Here is a 20584-nt window from a genome sequence, read left to right on the forward strand (position 1 = left end):
TCGGATGGCAGGGGCTCCCGGGGGTTCCGACCGTTGGGCGAAGGCGCCCGACTTCCAGAACGATCCGGACCGGCTCGCCCGGGTTCACGAGGCCACCCGCCGCGACCGCGAGCACTACCTGCAGGGCGGGATGCGCGAGATCGAGTGCCGGGCATGCCACGCCTGTGTGCTGGTGAAGAAGACCAGTTCGTTCCACACCAGCGTGCAGTGGAACGCCGACGCCCGGGACCGCTGCCTCGGCCTCGAGCAGATGCGCGCCGGCGGCGACGACGGGAACGGCCCGCTGCTACCCGGAGCGATGATGCCGACGTGCGCCCGGCTGTCGGCGAGCATCGACCACGGGGTCACCGAGGGCATCATCCCGGCCGAGTCGCCCGCCACCGATCCCGACGGCTATTGGTGATCGGTTAACCGAAACCTAAGCACCATTAGATAACACAAGCCCCAGGCATCACACCGGTCACACGTTCGTCACACCTGGGGAACGACCGACGACACGCCGTCCCGCCTCGGCCAAGCTGTCGTCATGTCCGTTTCGATGACGCGCGCCAGGCGCGTGACCTGCACCATCGCACTCACTGCCGCGTTGTCGGTCGGTGTTCCCCTTGCCGGCTCCCCACTCCTCGACACCGGTCACGCCGCGGCCGCGGGGTCGTCGGATTCCTCCGGTTCGGTCCCGATCTATCTGCCGATCCCGACCACCGTCGGCCTCAACGCGCTCGGGGCGGCGATCACCCAGATCGGCAAGCCGTACAAGTGGGCCGGCGTCGGCCCGCATTCGTGGGACTGCTCCGGGCTGGTGCGGTGGGCGTTCTACACGACCGGCGTCCACCTCCCCCGGACCAGCCAGCAACAGGCGAAGGTCGGACACGCGATCCCGTTCCGCGCCCTCGCACCGGGCGACATCATCATCTTCGGTCGCGACGCCGGGCACGTCGGCATCTACGCGGGCGCCGGTCGGGTGTTCAACGCCTACGGCCCCAACGGCGTCCCCATCGGATTCACGAAGCTGAAGGACATGGGCTACATCAAGACGATTCGTCGGTTCGGTTGATCTCGACTCGGTCGGCGGCACCCGCACGCGGCCACGCGGTGCTCAGCGCCCAGAATCCGACGACGACCAGGAGCAGGATCGCGACCACGACGGTCCCGATCAGTCCGTAACCCGCCTGCATGTCGGGGAGGTCGGCGTCGAGCGCCTCGGACACGCGGTCGGAGAACAGATGCGCGGCGGGGTCGCTCAGCGTGCGGAGGCCGACGACGAGCACGATGACCGACGCCAGCCCGATCAGGCCGATGGCGGACGGGCGCAGGCGTGGGCGCCACCAGCCGAGGGCGGCGACCACCGCGATCACGGCACCGAGCACCACCACGCTCAGGCCCGGGCGGCCGGTGTTGTCCTCGAAGAAGAACGCGACATCGTCGTCGCTGGCGCCCAGGATCGTGACGCGTCCCAACCCGGTGATCGACGGCTCCACGCCCTCATCGGTACTGCCCCACTGCACCTGCGCGAACAGCACCAATAGCAGCCCACCCGCCAGCATCACGGGCCACGCCAGGCCGCGAAGTCGTTCGACGGTCACCGGATGCGTCGTCATCCGACCAGGGTGCCATGGCTCGATACCGGTGGATATGAGTCGACTCGCCGACAACGCGGTCCGCGACCGATGAGTTTGCGCGACCCTGGCAGTCAGAAGGGTGTCGACAGGCAGCTGTCCATTGATTTCCGCGGAGCAAGAGAGAGGACCCAGCAATGGCCGAGTATGCAGCCCCCTCCGGGGCACCGATCTGGTTCGACCTGATGAGCAGTGACACCGCAAGGGCCGAGGAGTTCTACGGCGCGATCTTCGGCTGGGAGGCCGAGGCCCCCGACGAGGAGATGGGCGGTTATCGGAACTTCCACAAGAACGGCAAGCGGGTGGCCGGTCTCAGTCCGGTGATGGAAGGCGCCGGGCCGCCCGACATCTGGACGGTGTACCTCCACACCGAGGATGCCGACGCCACGGTGAAGGCCGTCGAGTCGGCCGGGGGCTCGATCATGGTGCCGCCGATGGCCATCGGCGAGGAGGGCACGATGTTGATGGCCTTCGACACCGCGGGGGCGGCGATCGGGTTCTGGCAACCGAAGAATCACAAGGGGTACACCGAGTTCGGCGAGCACGGCACGCCCTACTGGTTCGAGTGTCAGAGCATGGACTACCCCAAGTCCGTCGAGTTCTACCGGACCGTGCTCGGCGCGCGCATCGAGGAGGTCGGCACCGGTGGCGACCCGGACGCCGTCGGGCCCGACAGCTACGGCCAGATCTTCTACGGCGAGGCGTCGTACGCGGGGATCATGGACTCGGTCAAGCTCTTCCCGGCCGGGGTGCCGTCGTTCTGGCAGGTCTACATCACCGTCGACGATGTCGCGGCCACGGTGAAGCAGGCCGAATCGCTGGGCGCGGAGATCCTCATGGCCGGCGAGGACACCCCGTACGGGACGCTGGCCGCGATCAAGGATCCGATGGGCGCCCTGATCTGTCTGGGACATCCGCCCGCCGGCATGTGAGGTGCGGCCGCGGTAGGGCTCGGTGCGCACCGAGTCCTACCGCGCACGTCATCGGCGGCGTCGAACGTTCATCCCGCCGCAACGCGATGGCCGACGGCACCCTGTAGCGTCCGACTTCCACAGACACGATTCACCGTCATATCGCGTGGAACTCGTCGGCGTAGAACAGGATTCGCATGTCGGCACACGATTCGGCCGTCCCTCCCGGCTCCGTGCAGAGCTACCTCGACGAGGTCCCCACCTGGCGGGACGGCACACCCGCCACCGCAGGCGCGATGACCGCCATGCAGAAGCGGATCTGGCTCCTGGCCTCCGCAGGCAAGTTCCTCGAGGGCATGATCGTCGTGGACCGGATGCATGAGGCACCGGTGCAGACGGGACCCACGCACACTCCGCAACCCGCTACCACGGGGACTCCGTAGCCCCGCCCTTCCGACAAACCCACCCCTTTTCCGTGAACCCACCCGGTCCGAAGGCGGTGGGTTCACGGAAAAGGGGTGGGTGTGCGGGTGGGACTACTCACCGCACCCCGGGTGCCCGGAGGAGTTCGCCGGTGACGACCCCGCGAATCGTGCGAACCGCCACCACGCTCCATGCCACCACGAGGACTGCGAACCCGGCGACGGCCACGACCTCGAAGACCGTCCCGCCTACGGTGAGGGCCAGCGCACTCGAACCCGTGACGTAGGTGCCGAGGGGGAAGGTGAACGCCCACCAGGTCATCGCGAACGGCATCCCCGACCTCAGGGTCCGCGCGGTGAGCCGAGCAGCCACACCGATCCAGAGGGTCGCCGCCACCCAGACGGCGAGGCCATAACCGACCGCGAACGAATGCAGGGTCTCAGCCATGGGTGCGTCGACGACATGGGGTGCGACGTGGCCCAGCAGGCACGCCGCAGTGACCGATTGGCCGAGCGGTCCGAGGACGATCCACCAGGTGGGAACCATGTGCGCGGCGCCGACGTCACCGGTGCGCAACCGCGACGCCAACAGCCTCATGATGGGGAGCGAGGCGAGTGCGGCCAGCATGAACATCGCGCAACCGATCCCCATCACCACATGCGATGCCCAACCCGCGGGCAGTTGCGCGGTCAGCACCGCGGCCGCCGACGCCGAGACCATCGGGGGGACGACCGGCATCAGCCAGCCGCCGAACGCGTCGCCGACCGACGTGCGCCCGACGATGAGATGCCGGTACGGGATGACCACCGTGGTGACGACCCCGCCGATCGTGCCGACGACCCAGCACACGAGGTCGATCCCCAACGCCAGATCCCGGCCGATCACCGTCGCTCCGACGACCATCGTGCTGGTCCCGACCGTCATGATTGCCATCGGCACCGCCCCGTAGAAGTGGGCGACGACGCGGTGGGCGTGATGACCGCGGGCGACCTCCGGGTCGCGGACCCAGTGCCGGACCGTGGCGACCAGCACGACGCCGAACACCGCGCAGGCCAACAGCCAGAAAACGGTTGCCACCTCAGCCAGACCCGTGGGCTGCCAGGGCAGGCTGTGCGCGGCGATCGCAATGATCCCCGTGCCCATCACCGCGGCGAACCAGTTGGGCGGCACGTAGGAGGCGCGACGCCGCCCCACCGCGCGGGCTGTTGCGGTCCCGAGGTCCGGTGCTGCGAGTCCGGCGGAGCCAGTGGTCGTGGTCATGTCCATCACGTTCCCGCGAAACCCACGACGCCGGTAGAACCCGAAACGTTGACAGGGTACAATCGCCGTTTGTATCCCGGGCACCACCGGCGCTTGTACCCTCGAGCGATGGTGCTGAGTCCGCGGATGCCCGACCTCGCGTCCCTCGAGACCCTGCAGGCGGTGGTCGGCACGGGCAGCCTCAACGCCGCCGCGACCCAGCTCGGCATCACCCAGCAAGCGGTGTCGGCGCGCATCCGCGCGATGGAAACGCAACTCGGCGTCGCTCTGCTGACGCGCACTCCGCGCGGTTCGGTGCCGACGCAGTCCGGGCGGCTCGTCGCCGAATGGGCCGACCGCCTGCTGACGTTGGCCGGCGAATTCGACGCCGGACTGGCCGCCCTACGCCTCGAACGACGTGATCAGCTGCGCCTTGCCGCCAGCCTCACCGTCGCCGAGCACCTCCTGCCGCGCTGGCTCGTCTCGTTTGCCGCACAGCATCATCCTGCTCCCAAGGTGTCGTTCACCGCGACCAACTCCGATCACGTGTACGACCTGGTCCGTGCCGGCGACGTCGAACTCGGCTTCGTGGAGGGGTCACGCGTCCAGACCGGTCTGCGCAGCCGGACCGTCGCGCGCGACGAGCTGATCCTCGTCGTACCACCGGGTCATCCGTGGACGCGGTTGCGGCGGCCGGTCACGGCCGCCGATCTCGCCCGCACTCCACTGGTGACGCGTGAGGAGGGCTCGGGCACCCGGGAGTTCCTCGAGCGCGCCCTGACCAGGTCCCTCGGCCCCGGACGAGAGGCCGCGCCACCCGTCCTGGAACTGTCCACGACGGCGTCGGTGCGGGCAGCGGTGATCGCCGGCGCCGGCCCGGCGGTCCTCAGTGACCTCTCGGTGGCCGACGACCTCGGCCACCGGCTGGCCCACATCCCGATCGCCGACCTCGACCTGGCTCGGCCGCTCCGCGCGGTCTGGTTGTCCGGTCCGCAACCCGGCGCCGGCGCCGCGCGCGACTTTCTCGCGCACATCAGCCGGAGCTGAGCGGCAACCAGCGACGGCCCCAGACAGTCCGCTGCTCAGACCCCGGCGTTCGCGTCCTGCTTCTTCTTGAGCTCGAGCGCGATGTCGATGAGCTGGTCCTCCTGGCCGCCGACCAGTTTGCGGCTACCCGCCTCGAGGAGGATCTCCGCCGCCGAGACGCCGTAGCGTTCGGCGTGGCCCTCGGCGTGCTTGAGGAACGAGCTGTAGCAACCGGCGTATCCCATCATCATCGCGGAGCGGTCGACGAGGCACTCCGACGGCATCGCCGGTCGGACGACATCCTGTGCGGCGTCGGCGATCTTCATGAAGTCGACGCCGGTGGTGATGCCGAGCTTGTCGCACACGCCCACGAAGGCCTCGGTGGGCGTATTGCCGGCGCCCGCCCCGAAACGGCGGATCGAACCGTCGATCTGTTGGGCGCCCGCGCGGATCGCGTTGACCGAGTTGGCAACCGCGATGTCGAGGTTCTCGTGCCCGTGGAACCCGACCTGCGCGTCGTCGCCGAGTTCGGCAACCAGGGCCTCCACCCGAACGGTCACGTCCTCGAGGACCAGCGCACCGGCGGAGTCAACGACGTACACACACTGACACCCGGCATCGGCCATGATGCGGGCCTGCTTGGCGATGACCTCCGGAGGTTGGCTGTGGCTCATCATCAGGAACCCGACGGTCTCCAGGCCGAGATCGCGCGCGAGTCCGAAATGCTGGATCGAGACATCGGCCTCCGTGCAGTGCGTCGCGATGCGGCAGATCTGACCGCCGTTGTCCTGCGCCGCGCGGATGTCGTCCTTGGTGCCCAGCCCCGGCAGCATCAGGAAGGCGATCTTCGCGCGCTTTGCTGTTTCGGCGGCGGCTTTGATCAGCTGCTGCTCAGGGGTTTTGGAGAAGCCGTAGTTGAACGACGACCCGCCCAGGCCGTCACCGTGGGTCACCTCGATGACCGGCACGCCGGCCTCGTCGAGGGCGCCGACGATCGCACGAACCTCGTCCTCGGTGAACTGGTGGCGTTTGTGGTGGCTGCCGTCACGCAGCGACGAGTCCGTGATGCGGATGTCGAGGGCGTCGGAGTACTTGCGCGCGTTCGCCATCAGCTTCGGGTCACGCGGTGTCAGAACCACATTGGTGCTCATGCGGGGACTCCCAACTTGGTTTTCGCGATCTCTTCGCCGACCTTCGTGGCGGCAGCGGTCATGATGTCCAGATTCCCGGCGTACGGCGGCAGGAAGTCCCCCGCACCCTCGACCTCGACGAAGATCGACACCCGGGCGTGTCCGCCGTTCAGGACGCTCGGCGGGTCGAACTGGGGGTCCTGCAGCAACCGGTATCCCGGCACGTAGGCCTGGATCTCTTTCTCCCGCCGGTGAATCGACTCGGCGATCGCGTCGGTGTCCGCGTCCGCGGGAATTGCGCAGAAGATGGTGTCGCGCATGATCATCGGCGGATCGGCCGGATTGAGGATGATGATCGCCTTGCCGCGCTGCGCGCCGCCGATCGTCTCCACTCCCGCCGAGGTCGTCGCGGTGAACTCGTCGATGTTCGCCCGGGTGCCCGGCCCGGCCGACACCGAGGCCACCGATGCGACGATCTCGGCATACGGCACCGGCACAACCGAACTCACCGCGTGCACCATCGGGATGGTCGCCTGACCACCGCACGTGATCATATTGGTGTTCGGTGCATCGAGATGCTCGCGGAGATTGGCCGGGGGCACCACCGCGGGGCCTACGGCAGCCGGGGTGAGGTCGACGGCAATGATGCCCGCCTCCTCATACTTCGGCGCGTACTCGCGGTGCACGTACGCCGAGGTCGCCTCGAAGATCAGATCCGGACGCTCCGACGACGCCAGCAGTTCGTCGGCACCACCACTCATCGTGATGAGGCCATGATCGGCCGCACGCTTCATACCCTCGGAGGCGGCATCGATGCCGACCATCCAGCGCGGCTCGATCACCTCGGAGCGCTCCAGCTTGTACATCAGGTCGGTGCCGATGTTGCCCGACCCGATGATCGCTGCGGTCAGCTTGGCTGCCACGGGTTCCTCCTCTTGCTCGGTGTGAAAGTTGTTCAGGACTCGGTGGAATCGAGGGACACGTCGGGTCAGGTGAAGTCGAGGGTGACGCTGCCCAGACCGGCGAAATCGGCCACGAAGTGATCACCCGACGAGATGTCGATCGCCCGCGTCGCGGTGCCCGGGAGGATGACGTCACCTTTGCGCAGACGCACCCCGAAGCCCTCGACCTTGCGCGCGAGCCAACTCACGGCATTCAGCGGATGCCCCAGTACCGCAGACGAGTTGCCCTTCGCGACGATCTCGCCGTTGCGCGTCAGCGTCGCCTCGATGTCACCGGTGTCGATCTCAGAGATCGGGACGCGTTGCTGACCGAGAATCCAGCCACACGACGACGCGTTGTCGGCGATCGTGTCGCAGAGCGTGATCTTCCAGTCCTTGATCCGGGAGTCGATCAACTCGATCGAGGGCACCACCCAGGCCACCGCGTCGATGACATCCTCGTTGGTGCAGCCCTCGCCCGGCAGGTCCTCGCCCAGGATGAAGCCGATCTCGACCTCGACGCGCGGGAAGCAGAGCTTCTCGGCATCGATCGGGGTGTGCTCGAAGTACTGCATCTCGTCGAGCAGATGGCCGTAATCCGGTTCGTCGACGCCCATCATCTTCTGCATGGCCTCGGAGGCCAGGCCGACCTTGTGGCCGGCGACCTTCGCCCCGGCATCGAGCCGCTTGCGGATGTTGATCAGCTGGATCTCGTACGCGTCCACCACATCGAGGTCGGGGTGGGCGTCGGTGGGCCGGTCGATCGCGACCGCCGACGCCTCCGCCCGCGCCAGATCGGCTGCGATCTGCTCGCGAATCCCCTGCTCAACCGTCATCGTGCCCTCACCTTCCGCATGTGAACGTGTTCTAGTTTAGAACACGTTGCAGTCTCCGGGCAGTCCTCGGTCCGATCGTCGTGCATTTCGAGGCGTGGCCGAGATCGGTGATGACGCGAGCACCGGGCGACTACGGTTCTCGTCATGAGTTCCGAGTCCCCGAATCCCGTCTCGCCGGACATCGACGACACCGGCGAGGCCGTTCTGACCTCCTTCGACGATGGCGTAGGACGGCTGACGCTCAACAACCCACGCCGGAAGAACGCCATCACCCTCGAGATGGCCGCGGCGATCGAGGAGTTCTGCGACCGGGTGACCGCGGACGGCAACATCGGCGCGGTCGTCGTCGACGCAGCCGGTTCGTACTTCTGCAGCGGGGCCGACACGCGGATCCTGGCCGGCGCGTCGGCCGATCCAGCGGCACCGGAATCCGTGGCGCAACTGTCCGCGGTCTACCGCGCGTTCGTCAGGGTCGGGTCCCTGCCGGTCCCCACGGTCGGGGTGGTCGTCGGCGGGGCCGTGGGGGCGGGCCTCAACCTCGCGCTCGCCGTCGACCTGCTCGTCACCACACCCGACGCCGTCCTCGACAGCGGATTCCTCGCCCGCGGCATCCATCCCGGGGGCGGGCACCTCACCCTGCTGAACCGTGCGGTGGGGCGGGCCGACACGATCGCGCTCGCCGTCTGCGGTCAGTCGCTGTCCGGTGCGCAGGCGGTCGAACGTGGCCTGGCGTACGCGGCCGCACCGGTTCCGGACATCCCGGCGATCGTCGCCGATCTGACCGGACCCGCCTCGCGCGACCCGGAGCTGACGCGCCGGGTGATGGCCAGTGTACGACTCGAACTGGGCCCGCCGGCGGTGACCTGGGATTCGGCGATCGAGATCGAGCGTGGCATGCAGATGTGGTCGATGGCCCGCAAGGGGCAGAACTGGTCGTCCCGCGGTCCCGGCCGGTCATGAGCCAGGAAGCCGTGGATGTTTCCGACGACGTCCTGCGCGCCCTGCGGTCCGAGGTGCGCGAGTTCCTTCGGACCGAACTCGCCGAGGGCGCTTTCCGTCCCGACGTCGACAGCTGGATGACGGGTTTCGATTCCGACTTCAGTCGACGACTCGGCGATCGGGGCTGGCTGGGTATGACCATGCCCGTCGAGTACGGAGGGCAGGGTCGTACGCCGGTCGAGCGTTTCGTGATCACCGAGGAACTCCTCGCGCACGGCGCACCGGTCGCGGCGCACTGGATCGCCGATCGGCAGATGGCCCCCGGCATCCTCGCCAACGGGACGCAGGCGCAAAGGCTGCACTACATCCCGCGGATCTCGGCGGGCACGATGTTCTTCGCGATCGGGATGAGCGAACCCGACGCCGGCTCCGATCTGGCCGCGGTCCGCACCCGGGCCACCGACAACGGGGACTCGTGGACCATCAGCGGCACCAAAGTCTGGACCACCGGTGCTCACATCGCGCACGCCATGGTGCTCCTCGCACGCACCGACGGCACCACCGAGGACCGCCAGCAGGGACTGTCGCAGTTCGTCGTCGACCTCCCGCACCCCGACATCGAGATCCGTCCACTCGCGAGCATCGACGGCGACGCGCACTTCAACGAGGTGATCTTCCACGACGCCGTCGTCGACTCCTCGGCCCTGCTCGGTGCACGCGGACAGGGATGGCGACAGGTGATGAGCGAGTTGGCCTTCGAACGCTCGGGGCCGGAACGCTACCTGTCCACGCTGCCGTTGCTCCGCGCCTGGACCGATCTGCTCCGCGAACAGGGCGCGACACCGCAGCAGCGGAAATCTTTGGGCGAGCTGACCGCACAGGCCTGGGCGCTGCGCCAGATGTCGATGCAGGTGGCGCGCGAACTTCAATCCGGCGGCAAACCCGACGTACTGGCGGCGATGGTCAAGGACCTCGGTTCGACCTTCGAAGGGGACCTCGTCACCGCCATCCGGGATGCGTCCGGCGCGATCCCGCGGCGCACCGGCGGGTCGGACTTCGACCGCCTGCTGGCTCAATCAGTCCTGCACACACCGGCTTTCACCCTGCGTGGGGGTACCAATGAGATCCTGCGCGGCATCGTCGCGCGCGGACTGGGGATGCGATGACCGAACTGGCAGCAGAACTCGCCGCCGCGACGGCCGCCATGGTCGCACGGTTCCCGGTCGATCTGCGGACACCGGCCACCGAGGCCGACAACGCGCTGTGGAAGGCGCTGACCGAAGCCGGATTCACCGCGCTCGACGCCCCGCAGGCGGCCGGCGGTCAGGGCGCCGATCTCGCCGATGCCCTCGTGGTTCTCGGCACCCTCACTGAAGCCGGGGCGGTCACCCCGTATGCAGAACACGCACTGCTCGCCGGTTGGCTCGCGGGCAGCGTCGGACACGCCCTCGATGGCGTCACCGCGACCGTAGCGGTCGTCGACGACGGAACCGCGGTCCGGTCCGCTGATCGGATTCAGTTCAGCGGCAGGGCAATCGGCGTCCCACGCGCCACGACGGCCGATGTCATCGCGGTACTGGCGGCGACCGCGGACGGTCCCGTGATCGCGGTCGTCAATCGTCGCGAACCGGGGCTTCGGGTCGAGCCCGGCACCGATCTCATGGGGTTGGACTGCTGCGACATCGTCTTCGACGACGCCGAGGTCACGTTCTCCGCCTCGTCGCCGGTCACGGTCGACGATCTACGCACGCGTGGGGCACTCGTCTACGCGGTCGCTCTGGCGGCCGCAGCACGGGCGGTCCGCGAACGCACGGTCCGATATGCCGCGGAGCGGGTCCAATTCGGACGACCACTGGCCAAGTTCCAGGCCATCCAACAGACGCTCGCGCACATGGCCGCGCAGAGCACGATGATGGAGACCGCCGCCCGGGCAGCCACCGACGCGTCGTCGGAAGACATCGCTACGGCCCGCGACGCGATCGCCGCCGCGAAAATCGTCACGTCGCGGTCCGCGCACGACGTCGCGGCCGCGGCCCATCAGATACACGGGGCCATCGGGTTCACCGCCGAACATTCCCTCGGCCGGTTCACCACGGCGTTGTGGACCTGGCGCGACCGGTACGGGACCGAGCACGACTGGTCGGAGCAGTTGGCGGCGCGCATCCTCGACGGCGGCCTCGATCCTTGGCATGTGATCACCGGCGCGTCCGATCCCGTCGCACAGTCGACGAGGACAGACGCACAGTGAACGAGTTCAGACGCACAGTCGACGGATTCGGGCGCACAGTCGACGGGAACGGGAGCACCCCTGGCGTGGCATTTCTGAAACGTGTTCTAATTCAGGTAGAACACGTTCCAGCTGCGCGCACGAAGGGGACCCCATGGCCGGCTCGACCGAACCAGAACAGACCAGTACCCAACCCGAGACCCCTGGACCCGAGACCTTCGACGTCGTCGTCGTCGGGGCCGGGGCTGCGGGCCTGAGCGCGGCGATCACCGCAGCTCAGAAGGGCTTGTCGACGGTCCTGATCGAGAAATCGCCGTACTGGGGCGGCTCGACGTCGCGCTCGGGGGGCGGGGTCTGGATCCCGAACAACTCGGTCCTCCGCCGCGACGGCGTGACCGACACCCCGGACAAGGCCCGCGAGTACGTCCACGCGATCATCGGCGAACACGCGCCCGCCCACCGCATCGACGCCTACATCGACCGCGGACCCGAGGCGCTGGACTTCCTGATGGCGCACGCCCCCCTCGACCTCGAGTGGGTCAAGAACTACTCCGACTACTACCCGGAGGCGCCCGGCGGCCGGCTCGCCGGACGGTCGATCGAGCCGCGGCCGTTCGACGCGCGCCGCCTCGGTGACGACCTGAAGACGCTGCACCCGCAGTACACCAAGGCGCCGCTGAACATGGTCGTCCTGCAGTCGGACTACCGCTGGCTCAACACCGGCCTGCGGCACTGGCGCGGTCCGCTGCGGATGGCGAAGGTCGGCAGCCGGTTCTTCTGGGCGCGCAGCCGCGGCAAGAAGCTCATCGCGATGGGCGCAGCACTGGCCGCCGAACTCCTTCTCGGCGTCCGCGAGGCGGGCGTCCCGGTCCGGCTGAACACCGGACTCGCCGACCTCATCACCGAAGACGGCCGCGTCGTCGGCGTGATCGCCGAATCCGACGGCAAGCGCGTCGAGATCCGGGCCCGCCACGGCGTGATCCTCGCCTGCGGCGGATTCGAGCACAACGACGAGATGCGCAAGAAGTACCAGCGCGACCCGATCGGCTCGGAGTGGACCACCGGCGCCCCCAGCAACACCGGCGACGGCATCAACGCCGGCCTCAAGATCGGCGCCGCGGTGTCGCTCATGGACGACGCCTGGTGGGGTCCGACGATCCCGCTGCCACGCGGTCCGTGGTTCGCGCTGTCGGAGCGGGCGGTACCGGGCACCTTCATGGTGAACACGCGCGGGCAGCGCTACATGAACGAGTCGCTGCCGTATGTCGAAGCGGTACACCAGATGTACGGCGGCGAGTTCGGCCAGGGCGAGGGCCCCGGCGAGAACGTGCCGTCGTGGCTCATCTTCGACCAGCGGTGCCGAAACCGCTACCTCTTCGCCGGGATCAACGCGCGACAGCCGTTGCCCAAGAAGTGGTTCGAGTCGGGCGTCGTCGTGAAGGCCGACAGCATCAGCGAACTCGCCGACAAGATCGGCGTCCCGGCCGACGCGCTCACCGCGACCACCGAGCGGTTCAACGGCTTTGCCCGCAAGGGTGTCGACGAAGACTTCGGCCGTGGCACAAGCGGTTACGACCACTACTACGGCGACATCACCAACAAGCCCAACCCGAGCCTCGGCGAGGTCAGCAAGGGTCCGTTCTACGCGGTCAAGATGGTCCCGGGCGATCTCGGCACCAAGGGCGGGATCAACGCCGACGCCTCGGGTCGGGCACTGCGGGCCGACGGCTCCGTCATCGAGGGTCTCTACGCGGCGGGCAACACCAGCGCGCCGGTCATGGGGCACACGTACGCCGGCCCGGGCGCGACGATCGGTCCGGCCATGGTCTTCGGATACCTGGCCGCCACCGACATCGCCGCCAAGGCCGCCACCCCGACATCGACAGGAGCCTGACCCGATGCCCATCGACCTCTCCGTCGCCCTCGGTGCCGAACTGCCCGAGGTGAGTTTCGAATGGTCGGCCTCCGACGCCGCCCTCTACAACCTCGCGGTGGGTGCCGCTGCGGACCCGATGGACACCACCGGGCTCGAGTACATCCACGACGCGACGCCCAAGGTGCTGCCCACCTTCGCCACCGTGGCCGCCGGGTTCCACACCACCGAGCCCCCGAAGGTCTCGTTCCCCGGCATCGACATCGACCTCGCGAAGGTCGTCCACGGCAGCCAGCAGGTGACCGCCTACCGGCCGCTGCCGGCCGCCGGCAAGGCGACCACCCGCACCCGGATCGCCGAGATCCAGGACAAGGGTTCGGCCGCGGTGATCGTGCAGGAGTCGGTGACCACCGACGACGGCGGGCAGACCCTCTGGACGTCCCGCTCGTCGATCTTCGCGAAGGGCGAGGGCGGGTTCGGCGGCGAACGCGGTTCGTCGGCCAAGGTCGACTACCCCGACCGCGCGCCGGATCATCGCCTCACCGTTGCGACGCTCCCCCAGCAGGCATTGCTCTACCGCTTGTGCGGAGACCGCAACCCGCTGCACTCCGACCCCGAATTCGCCTCCCGCGCGGGCTTTCCCCGGCCCATCCTGCACGGCCTGTGCACGTACGGCACGGTCTGCCGCGTGATCGTCGACGCGGTCCTCGACGGCGACGTGACCGCGGTCGCCGACTACTCGGCGTCGTTCGCGGGCGTGGTGTTCCCGGGCGAGACCCTCGCGGTCGAGGTCTGGGAGGACGGCTCCCGGTTGCTGGCCACCGCGACCGTCGTCGAACGCGACGGCGCGAAGGCCCTCGGCAATGTGGTCTGCGAACGTCGCCAGTAGAACCGCCGTCGCGACAGCGGGGCCGCAGCCCGGAGACGCGGTCGCGTGGGGCCAGTACGCTACACACGCGGACCGCGAGGCGGCCCGCAGGTTCCACGTCGCATATCCCCGAGGAGACGCCCATGAGCGATTCGCTGACGCCCCTACTCGCCGACAACCGCAGTGCACTGGTGACCGACCTCGTCGGTGTCATCGACGCCGAGGTGGCCGACCAGTCGGGTCTGAGCGGCGCCGCTGTGAAGACCGCCTACTCCGCGGTGCAGAAGGTGAAGCCCGGTGTCGTGCGCAGCGCCACCGATCAGATGGCCGAGGACTTCCTGAAGGCGCTGGCGCCGTTCTGGGACTCCAAGCCTGCCGGTGTCGCCTTCGGCGATCACCTCTCGGCCAACGGAGATGCCGCGGCCGAGGCCCTGCTGTCGGTGACCGACCAGCAGGCCGAGACCGCCAAGCCCGCACTCGCGAAGGCGTACAACTCGCTGCGCGGCAAGGGGAAGAAGTACGTGATCGCGGCACTGCCGCGTCTGGGTGCCGCCATCGAGCGGCACGCCGCCTAGCAGTCGGCGCGCGCGTCGTCGGCGGTCGCACCGACCTCCCCAGAGGGTCGGGTCAGACCGCTGACGACGCGATGGCCACGAGTGCCACGACGACGCCGATGAGTGCGGCGAGCATCGACAGCACACGCCACACATGGACGCGGGCGGGCGAGATCTCGGTCCCGTTCGGGGCGACGTCGGGCGATGCGGCCGCGGTCGCGGCAGCGGGAGTAGCAGCGGCGGGGGTTCGTGCGATTCGGGGTGAGGCCATGACCTGTCACCACTTTCGGTTGTCCGGGGCCAACGGGGACCGGCGCGGTCTCGCGTTCGCCCGGTATCGATACTGCAGTGATAAATGTGTCACAAGTTACTCGAGTAGCGTCGGCGCCCACATAGCGTGTCGCGATAACGAAACCGCAACACCGCGGTGGCGGCGAACGTGCCGACCGAACCGGTTCCGCATGCCGACCCCGAAACCGCAGGACGCCGAATGAGATTACCGTCCGCCATCCGCCTCGACGCCCGGTCCGCCTGGCTTGTCCTCGTCGCCTGCCTGTCGGTCAGCATGGTCGTGGCCGCCATGGCCGCCCTCAACACGGCCCTGCCCGACATCGCGATCGACACCGGCGCCGACGCCGGTCAGATGACCTGGATCGTCGACGGTTACACCCTGGCGCTCGCGGCGCTCCTGCTCCCGGCGGGCGCGATCGGCGATCGGCTGGGGCGCCGTGAGGTACTGATCGCCGGCCTTCTCCTCTTCGGCATCGCCTCGCTGGTGGCGATCTGGGTGGACGGCCCGACCCAGCTGATCCTGGCCCGGTGCTTCGCCGGCGCCGCTGCGGCGCTGATCATGCCCACCACGTTGTCCCTCATCACGTCCGGGATGCCGGAAGGTCAACGCGCGGTCGGGATCAGCATCTGGTCGGCGATCGCCGGCGGCGGCGCCATCGCCGGCTTCCTGGTCACCGGGCTTCTCCTGGAGTTCTTCTCCTGGCACTCGATCTTCATCACCTTCGCCGCGGCGTCAGCCGTCGCGGCCGCGCTGTGCCTGACGATCGGCACCTCCAAGGACAGCGACCCCGGTCGCTTCGACATCCCGGGGACCGTCTGTTCGGTCCTGGCCATCACCGGCGTCGTCCTCGGTCTGCTCGAGGCACCTCATCGGGGCTGGGCGGATCCCGTTGTCCTGATCTGCATCGTGGGCGGCGTCCTGCTCGCGGGCGGGTTCGTCGCCGTGGAACTGCGTTCGACGTCGCCGCTGTTCGACGTCCGGTTGCTCGGCAACCGCGCCTTCGGGTCCGGGGCGCTGTCGGTCGCGGTCCAGTTCCTCGCCTCGTTCGGCATGTTCTACCTGCTGCTGCAGTTGCTGCAGCTGGTCTTCGATTACACCCCGCTGCAGTCGGCGGTCGCGCTGATGCCGTTCGTGGCCGGCGTCGGCCTCACCACGCTCATCGCGAACTGGCTTGCCGTACGACTGGATTCGCTCAAGTTCGTCATCGCCGCCGGCGCCCTGCTGTCCGGCGTCGGGCTGATCCTCCTCGGATCGTTCCGTTACGAGACGTATTGGACGCTCGCCGGCGTGGTCGCATTGATAGCGGTCGGGATCGGTCTGGCGTCGGCGCCCGCCACGACGGCCATCATGTCCAACACCCCGCTCGACAACCAGGGCGTCGGCTCGGCCGTGAACGACACCGCCCGGGAGATCGGCGCGGCGATCGGTATCGCGATCGCGGGCAGCATCGTCGCCGCGGGATACCAGTCGCGCATCGGCGAGACCGCACAACTGGCCCGCGATCAACTGACCGCCGCCGGTGAGCAGCGCATCGCCGCCGGCGACACCGCCGGCGGCCAGGCCATGGTCGCCCAGGCCGACCAGGCCGGGACGCTGATCGAGCGATCCCTCGCCGAGGCGACGGTCGTCGTGGACCGGTTGTCCGGTCAGGCCGCATCGCTCGCGGAGAAGATCGCCGACGGCAGTCAAGAGGCGTTCTACGTGCCGTTCGAGTACGCCTGCCTCGTCCTGGGCGGGATCATGCTCGTCAGTTCGGTCGCGCTGCTGTGGCTCACGCCGCGACGCATCGTCGAGGTGCCGCCGACCATCGAGTCCGACCCCGACCAGGACCGCGACGACACCTACGCCCGCGACTGAGTAGCCTGTCCCGGTGGTACTCACCGCGGACAGCATCGCCGGCACCCTGGTCGGAGTCGCCGCCCTGCTCGTGGTGATCGTCGCGACCGTTGTCGCCCAGCGTGTTCCGGCCGTTGTGGTGGCCGCACCGGTCGCCGCGCTGCTCCTCGCGCTCGGCCTGGCCGACGTCGAGCAGGCCGCCGACGATATCGCCACGATGGCGCCGACCATCGGCTTCCTGGCCGCGATGCTGGTGATCGCCGACGCCTGTGCCCGCGCCGGGGTCTTCACCTGGATCGGCGCCCTCCTGGCCCGGTGGAGTCGGGCCTCGCCACATCGGTTGTTGCGCATCGTCTTCCTGGCCGCGGCGACGACGACCGCGGTCCTCAGTATCGACACCACGATCGTCCTGCTGACGCCGGTCGCCGTCGCCACCGCGCGGCGGATCGGGGCGCCGGTGACCCCGGTCGCGTTCGCGAACGCCCACCTGGCCAACACCGCGTCGACCCTCATGCCGGTGTCGAACCTGACCAACCTCCTGGCGTTCTCCGCGACCGGGCTGACCTTCCTCGGCTTCACCGGCGTCATGCTGGCACCCTGGATCGCCGCGATCGTCGTCGAATACCTCATCTTCCGGATGTACTTCGCCGACTCGCTCGCGCGCGCTGCCCCGGCAGCCGATTCGACCGCCGGCGATCCGGCTCCGGTGGATGCGCCGCCCCGCCCCACCCTCATGCTGGTGATGCTCGGCTTGCTGCTGCTCGCCTTCGTCGTGACCGAACCGCTGGGCGTCCCGTTGGCCGCGGTGGCCGGCGTGGGCGCGGTCGCCTTCACGGTGCCGCGGTTGCTCGACGCACCGCTGCCCACTGTGCGGGAGACGGTGCAGGCCCTGAACATCCCGTTCCTCGGATTCGTCGCCGTGCTCGGTGTCGTCATCCTCCCGGTGCGAACCGGCCCGATCGGCGACTGGATCGGCAACCTCATCCCGGATGACTCATCACTCCTCGCGCTGCTCGCGGTCGCCGCGCTGGCCGCGGTCCTCGCCAACCTGGTGAACAACCTGCCCGCCACCCTGCTGCTCATCCCGCTCGTCGCCCACGAGCCCGGCCTGGTCCTGGCGATGCTCCTCGGCGTCAACCTCGGACCCAACCTCGCCTACTTCGGGTCGCTGGCCAACCTGCTGTGGCGCGACATCATGCACCGCGACGGCTCCGGCGGGGGCACGGGCGCCCCGACCTCCCGCGAGTACCTACGCCTCGGCGCACTCACCGTTCCCGCCACGCTCGTCGTCGCGGTGGTCGCACTGTGGGCGGTGGTGCGGCTGACGTCCGTGGCTTGACCCAGGTGACCTCGACGGACGCGGCGGCCTCGCTGCGCTCGGTCGACGCTGCTCGGCCAGCAGAACGGGACGCCGCGGCCTCGCTGCGCTCGGTCGACGCTGCTCGGCCAGCAGAACGGGACGCGGCCTCGCTGCAGCTCAGTCGACGGTGCTCGACCAGCAGTGGGGGCCACCGGCCCCGGCGCGCTCGCCCGCGCCCCGGTTCCTACCATGACCTTCATGCTCGCCGCGCTCTTGTCCTTCGTCGTCACCGCGACGCTGATCGTGCTCTTGCCGGGTCCGGACACGCTGGTGGTCCTGCGCGGAGTGGTCCGTGGTGGACGCGGCGAAGCCTTCCGGACCGCCGCCGGCATCGTGTGCGGACTGATGGTCTGGGTCACCGCCGCGGTCCTGGGCCTGTCGGCATTGCTGCAGGCCAGCGAGACCGGTTACGAGATCCTCAAGATCGTCGGGGCCTGCTACCTCGTGTGGATGGGTATCAGCTCGGTCCGCGCGCTGCTGCGCGCCGCACCTGATCTCGCGGCATCGCAGGACGTGGTCGAGCCGCCCGCGGGCGGGAAGGCGGGAGTGCTGTTCTCCGGTTTCACCGCCGGCCTGCTCACCAACATCCTCAACCCGAAGATCGGCATCCTGTTCATCAGTCTCCTGCCCGGCTTCGTGCCGGACGGCTACTCGACGGGATGGACGACCCTCGGGTTGGGGGCCATCTACATCGCGCTGACCGCCGCGTACTTCACCGTGCTGGTGGGCGCCGCGGGGCGGATCGCCGGATGGCTGCAGAGCGCACGAATCCGCCGTCGCGTCGAAGCGATCGGCGGAGTCGCGTTGATCGGGCTCGGAGTGCGCCTGGCACTCGAGGGCTGATCAGACCGGGGCGGCCTCGTTCGCCGCGGCCGCGACCTTGGCCCAGCGGTAGTCGGCCTTGCCGGCCGGGGTCCGCTTGACCTCGTCGACGAAGACGACCGTGCGGGGCACCTTGTAGCGGGCGAGGGTCTCCCGGCAGTGGTCCTGGATCTCCTCCAACGACGGCTCGTCGGCCCCGTCGGCGACGTTGACCACCGCCGCGACCCGCTGGCCGTACTTCTCGTCGGGAACCGGGACGACGAGCGCGTCAGCGATCGCCGGATGCGCGTGCAGCACCGCCTCGACCTCCTCGGCGTAGACCTTCTCGCCGCCGGTGTTGATGCACTGCGAACCGCGTCCGAGGAAAACGATCGAACCGTCGGCCTCCACGGTGCCCATGTCGCCCAGGATCGAGATCCGGGTGCCGTCGGCCAGCGTCGGGAAGGTCTTCGCCGTCTTCTCCTCGTCCTTGTAGTAGCCGAGCGGGACGTTGCCGATGCGCGCGATGTAACCGACCTCGCCCGAGCCGGGCTCGATCTTGTTGTGCCGTTCGTCGACGACCATCATCCGGTCCGTCGGCGGGACCTTCAGGTTTCCGTTCTCGTCCATCATGATCTCGCCGTCGTTGCCCGACTCCGACGCACCGAAGTTGTCGCGCAGCACCAGATCCGGTTTCACCGCGAGCATCCGGTCCCGCACGTGCTGGGACCAGATCGCGCCGCCGGAGGTGATCGAGAACATCGACGACAGATCGACGGAGTCCTTCCGCTTCTCGAGCTCCTCGACGAGCGGCATGCCCATGGCGTCGCCGACGATGAGGACGATGTTGACTTTCTCCTTCTCGATCTCGGTCACGATCGCCTCGGGATCGAAGTCGCGCTGGATGACCAGCCGGCCACCGAGGGTGAAGAACGTGAACAACGAGTACGACGCCGCGCCGTGCATCAGCGGTGCCGCGAGCAGGAACGCGATGGGCGGGAAATCCTTGACCGCCGTGCCGATCTCCTCGAGGTCCTTGCGGGCCTCGCCGTAGGGGTTGCCCCCCGACAGCGGCTTGCGGAAGAAGTCGTCGTGCTGCCACATGACACCCTTCGGGTAACCCGTGGTGCCGCCGGTGTACAGCAGGTACAGCTCTTCGCCGGTGCGCGGCTCGAAGTCCCGGCCGTCGGGCTTGGACTCCGCGTCGGCGAACGACACGATCTCCACGACGCGCCCGTCGGGCAGGTCGGCGACCGCCGCACGGAGTTCCTCGACGATGTCGCCGATGACGAACACCGTTCGCACGGTGGGGGTCTCGGCGAGCAGCGCGGCGACGCTGCGCTGGTGCTCCGGCAGTTCGACGATGATCGCGCGGGAGTCGGAGTTGTCGAAGATGTACTGCAGTTCGGCGTTGGTGTAGCGGTAGTTCACGTTGACCGGGACCGCGCGCACCTTCAGCAGTCCCAGCAGGCTAGTCACGTGTTCGATGCTGTTCTTCAGGAACAGCGCGACGTTGTCGAACGCACCGATCCCCGCGCCGGCGAACAGATGCGCCACCTGATTGGAGAGGGTGTCGAGTTCGGCATAGCTGATCTGGCGACTCTGGTAGCTGAGCGCGATCCGCTCGGGCACCGAGTCGGCGACGGTCTCGAAGACATCGGCGAGGTTGAACTTCATCGTGCGCGCTCCTTGGTCATACGGAGTGAATTCGA

21 protein-coding genes are annotated in these 20584 nt (G+C 68.6%); 14 read left to right on the forward strand and 7 right to left on the reverse strand.

The annotated features are described in order from the left end of the window. The first annotated feature begins 4 nt into the window (after positions 1–4). On the forward strand, positions 5–403 hold the full coding sequence (locus tag Q9R39_RS15165; protein WP_065629138.1) for a hypothetical protein: 399 nt from the start codon (positions 5–7) through the stop codon (positions 401–403). Positions 404–526: 123 nt separating this feature from the next. Continuing rightward, complete coding sequence (locus Q9R39_RS15170; protein ID WP_311277713.1) at positions 527–1054, forward strand: NlpC/P60 family protein; 528 nt, start codon at positions 527–529, stop codon at positions 1052–1054. Here Q9R39_RS15170 and Q9R39_RS15175 read toward each other — a convergent pair. Beyond that, positions 1029–1598 carry a hypothetical protein gene (locus Q9R39_RS15175; protein ID WP_311277714.1) on the reverse strand — a complete coding sequence of 190 codons (570 nt, stop codon included), beginning with the start codon at positions 1596–1598 and terminating at the stop codon, positions 1029–1031. The two genes, Q9R39_RS15170 and Q9R39_RS15175, sit on opposite strands and share 26 nt — an antisense overlap. Before the next feature lie 155 nt (positions 1599–1753). Between Q9R39_RS15175 and Q9R39_RS15180 the strand changes: the two genes are divergently transcribed. Beyond that, positions 1754–2548, forward strand: a complete 795-nt coding sequence (locus Q9R39_RS15180) for a VOC family protein (protein WP_311277715.1) — start codon at positions 1754–1756, stop codon at positions 2546–2548. 176 nt (positions 2549–2724) lie between these two features. Then, on the forward strand, positions 2725–2970 hold the full coding sequence (locus tag Q9R39_RS15185; RefSeq protein ID WP_311277716.1) for a hypothetical protein: 246 nt from the start codon (positions 2725–2727) through the stop codon (positions 2968–2970). A 97-nt stretch (positions 2971–3067) separates the two neighbouring features. Here Q9R39_RS15185 and Q9R39_RS15190 read toward each other — a convergent pair whose 3' ends face one another. Further along, positions 3068–4216 carry a TDT family transporter gene (locus Q9R39_RS15190; protein WP_311277717.1) on the reverse strand — a complete coding sequence of 383 codons (1149 nt, stop codon included), beginning with the start codon at positions 4214–4216 and terminating at the stop codon, positions 3068–3070. 102 nt (positions 4217–4318) lie between these two features. Here Q9R39_RS15190 and Q9R39_RS15195 point away from each other — a divergent pair, with 102 nt between their 5' ends. After that, positions 4319–5236, forward strand: coding sequence for a LysR family transcriptional regulator (locus tag Q9R39_RS15195; RefSeq protein WP_277244213.1), 918 nt, complete (start codon positions 4319–4321; stop codon positions 5234–5236). Between the two features lie 35 nt (positions 5237–5271). Here Q9R39_RS15195 and dmpG read toward each other — a convergent pair whose 3' ends face one another. The 3 genes from dmpG to Q9R39_RS15210 all read right to left on the reverse strand — a co-directional run bounded on the left by dmpG (position 5272) and on the right by Q9R39_RS15210 (position 8122). After that, positions 5272–6366 carry a 4-hydroxy-2-oxovalerate aldolase gene (gene dmpG / locus Q9R39_RS15200; RefSeq protein WP_277244214.1) on the reverse strand — a complete coding sequence of 365 codons (1095 nt, stop codon included), beginning with the start codon at positions 6364–6366 and terminating at the stop codon, positions 5272–5274. Then, entirely contained in the window at positions 6363–7268 is a 906-nt protein-coding gene (locus Q9R39_RS15205; RefSeq protein ID WP_277244215.1) for an acetaldehyde dehydrogenase (acetylating), read from the reverse strand. Before Q9R39_RS15205 ends, dmpG begins: the two co-directional genes overlap by 4 nt. Positions 7269–7333: 65 nt before the next feature. Then, positions 7334–8122: a 2-keto-4-pentenoate hydratase gene (locus Q9R39_RS15210; protein WP_159370110.1), complete on the reverse strand. Its 789-nt coding sequence runs from the start codon at positions 8120–8122 to the stop codon at positions 7334–7336. 144 nt (positions 8123–8266) lie between these two features. Here Q9R39_RS15210 and Q9R39_RS15215 point away from each other — a divergent pair, with 144 nt between their 5' ends. The 6 genes from Q9R39_RS15215 to Q9R39_RS15240 all read left to right on the forward strand — a co-directional run bounded on the left by Q9R39_RS15215 (position 8267) and on the right by Q9R39_RS15240 (position 14604). Then, positions 8267–9082, forward strand: coding sequence for an enoyl-CoA hydratase/isomerase family protein (locus Q9R39_RS15215; protein WP_311277718.1), 816 nt, complete (start codon positions 8267–8269; stop codon positions 9080–9082). After that, on the forward strand, positions 9079–10227 hold the full coding sequence (locus Q9R39_RS15220) for an acyl-CoA dehydrogenase family protein (protein WP_247451345.1): 1149 nt from the start codon (positions 9079–9081) through the stop codon (positions 10225–10227). Before Q9R39_RS15215 ends, Q9R39_RS15220 begins: the two co-directional genes overlap by 4 nt. Further along, positions 10224–11309, forward strand: a complete 1086-nt coding sequence (locus Q9R39_RS15225; RefSeq protein WP_311277719.1) for an acyl-CoA dehydrogenase family protein — start codon at positions 10224–10226, stop codon at positions 11307–11309. The genes Q9R39_RS15220 and Q9R39_RS15225 overlap by 4 nt, the downstream gene beginning before the upstream one ends. A 133-nt stretch (positions 11310–11442) precedes the next feature. Continuing rightward, a complete protein-coding gene (gene kstD, locus Q9R39_RS15230; RefSeq protein ID WP_311277720.1) occupies positions 11443–13182 on the forward strand; it encodes a 3-oxosteroid 1-dehydrogenase in 1740 nt (579 codons plus the stop codon). 4 nt (positions 13183–13186) lie between these two features. Next, positions 13187–14050, forward strand: a complete 864-nt coding sequence (locus Q9R39_RS15235; protein ID WP_078111652.1) for a MaoC/PaaZ C-terminal domain-containing protein — start codon at positions 13187–13189, stop codon at positions 14048–14050. Between the two features lie 122 nt (positions 14051–14172). Beyond that, positions 14173–14604, forward strand: coding sequence for a DUF6918 family protein (locus tag Q9R39_RS15240; protein WP_058251180.1), 432 nt, complete (start codon positions 14173–14175; stop codon positions 14602–14604). Positions 14605–14656: 52 nt separating this feature from the next. Here Q9R39_RS15240 and Q9R39_RS15245 read toward each other — a convergent pair whose 3' ends face one another. Beyond that, the gene (locus Q9R39_RS15245; RefSeq protein WP_065629132.1) at positions 14657–14854 is read right to left on the reverse strand and encodes a hypothetical protein; all 198 of its coding nucleotides are present in this window, start codon (positions 14852–14854) and stop codon (positions 14657–14659) included. A gap of 219 nt (positions 14855–15073) precedes the next feature. Here Q9R39_RS15245 and Q9R39_RS15250 point away from each other — a divergent pair, with 219 nt between their 5' ends. The 3 genes from Q9R39_RS15250 to Q9R39_RS15260 all read left to right on the forward strand — a co-directional run bounded on the left by Q9R39_RS15250 (position 15074) and on the right by Q9R39_RS15260 (position 18914). Continuing rightward, on the forward strand, positions 15074–16732 hold the full coding sequence (locus tag Q9R39_RS15250) for an MFS transporter (RefSeq protein ID WP_205333422.1): 1659 nt from the start codon (positions 15074–15076) through the stop codon (positions 16730–16732). 13 nt (positions 16733–16745) lie between these two features. After that, the gene (locus Q9R39_RS15255; RefSeq protein WP_211538936.1) at positions 16746–18050 is read left to right on the forward strand and encodes an SLC13 family permease; all 1305 of its coding nucleotides are present in this window, start codon (positions 16746–16748) and stop codon (positions 18048–18050) included. Between the two features lie 219 nt (positions 18051–18269). Continuing rightward, a complete protein-coding gene (locus Q9R39_RS15260; protein ID WP_211538938.1) occupies positions 18270–18914 on the forward strand; it encodes a LysE family translocator in 645 nt (214 codons plus the stop codon). Here the strand turns inward: Q9R39_RS15260 and Q9R39_RS15265 are convergent, their stop codons facing one another. Further along, positions 18915–20549 (reverse strand): acyl-CoA synthetase, encoded by a 1635-nt coding sequence (locus Q9R39_RS15265; protein ID WP_211538940.1) that lies wholly within the window; start codon positions 20547–20549, stop codon positions 18915–18917. Positions 20550–20584 lie beyond the last annotated feature (35 nt).

The sequence above is a fragment of the Gordonia sp. AC31 genome, from assembly GCF_031844505.1.
Lineage (GTDB): Bacteria > Actinomycetota > Actinomycetes > Mycobacteriales > Mycobacteriaceae > Gordonia > Gordonia hongkongensis.

Bases quoted from the DNA above. Each gene is read 5' to 3' on its own strand.
- Q9R39_RS15235 (WP_078111652.1), top strand. From the start codon at position 13,187: ATGCCCATCGACCTCTCCGTCGCCCTCGGTGCCGAACTGCCCGAGGTG.
- Q9R39_RS15240 (WP_058251180.1), top strand. From the start codon at position 14,173: ATGAGCGATTCGCTGACGCCCCTACTCGCCGACAACCGCAGTGCACTG.
- Q9R39_RS15210 (WP_159370110.1), bottom strand. From the start codon at position 8,122: ATGACGGTTGAGCAGGGGATTCGCGAGCAGATCGCAGCCGATCTGGCG.
- Q9R39_RS15265 (WP_211538940.1), bottom strand. From the start codon at position 20,549: ATGAAGTTCAACCTCGCCGATGTCTTCGAGACCGTCGCCGACTCGGTG.
- Q9R39_RS15260 (WP_211538938.1), top strand. From the start codon at position 18,270: ATGCTCGCCGCGCTCTTGTCCTTCGTCGTCACCGCGACGCTGATCGTG.
- Q9R39_RS15245 (WP_065629132.1), bottom strand. From the start codon at position 14,854: ATGGCCTCACCCCGAATCGCACGAACCCCCGCCGCTGCTACTCCCGCT.
- Q9R39_RS15220 (WP_247451345.1), top strand. From the start codon at position 9,079: ATGAGCCAGGAAGCCGTGGATGTTTCCGACGACGTCCTGCGCGCCCTG.
- Q9R39_RS15195 (WP_277244213.1), top strand. From the start codon at position 4,319: ATGGTGCTGAGTCCGCGGATGCCCGACCTCGCGTCCCTCGAGACCCTG.
- Q9R39_RS15175 (WP_311277714.1), bottom strand. From the start codon at position 1,598: ATGACGACGCATCCGGTGACCGTCGAACGACTTCGCGGCCTGGCGTGG.
- Q9R39_RS15170 (WP_311277713.1), top strand. From the start codon at position 527: ATGTCCGTTTCGATGACGCGCGCCAGGCGCGTGACCTGCACCATCGCA.
- Q9R39_RS15215 (WP_311277718.1), top strand. From the start codon at position 8,267: ATGAGTTCCGAGTCCCCGAATCCCGTCTCGCCGGACATCGACGACACC.
- kstD (WP_311277720.1), top strand. From the start codon at position 11,443: ATGGCCGGCTCGACCGAACCAGAACAGACCAGTACCCAACCCGAGACC.
- Q9R39_RS15250 (WP_205333422.1), top strand. From the start codon at position 15,074: ATGAGATTACCGTCCGCCATCCGCCTCGACGCCCGGTCCGCCTGGCTT.
- dmpG (WP_277244214.1), bottom strand. From the start codon at position 6,366: ATGAGCACCAATGTGGTTCTGACACCGCGTGACCCGAAGCTGATGGCG.
- Q9R39_RS15165 (WP_065629138.1), top strand. From the start codon at position 5: ATGGCAGGGGCTCCCGGGGGTTCCGACCGTTGGGCGAAGGCGCCCGAC.
- Q9R39_RS15225 (WP_311277719.1), top strand. From the start codon at position 10,224: ATGACCGAACTGGCAGCAGAACTCGCCGCCGCGACGGCCGCCATGGTC.
- Q9R39_RS15185 (WP_311277716.1), top strand. From the start codon at position 2,725: ATGTCGGCACACGATTCGGCCGTCCCTCCCGGCTCCGTGCAGAGCTAC.
- Q9R39_RS15180 (WP_311277715.1), top strand. From the start codon at position 1,754: ATGGCCGAGTATGCAGCCCCCTCCGGGGCACCGATCTGGTTCGACCTG.
- Q9R39_RS15190 (WP_311277717.1), bottom strand. From the start codon at position 4,216: ATGGACATGACCACGACCACTGGCTCCGCCGGACTCGCAGCACCGGAC.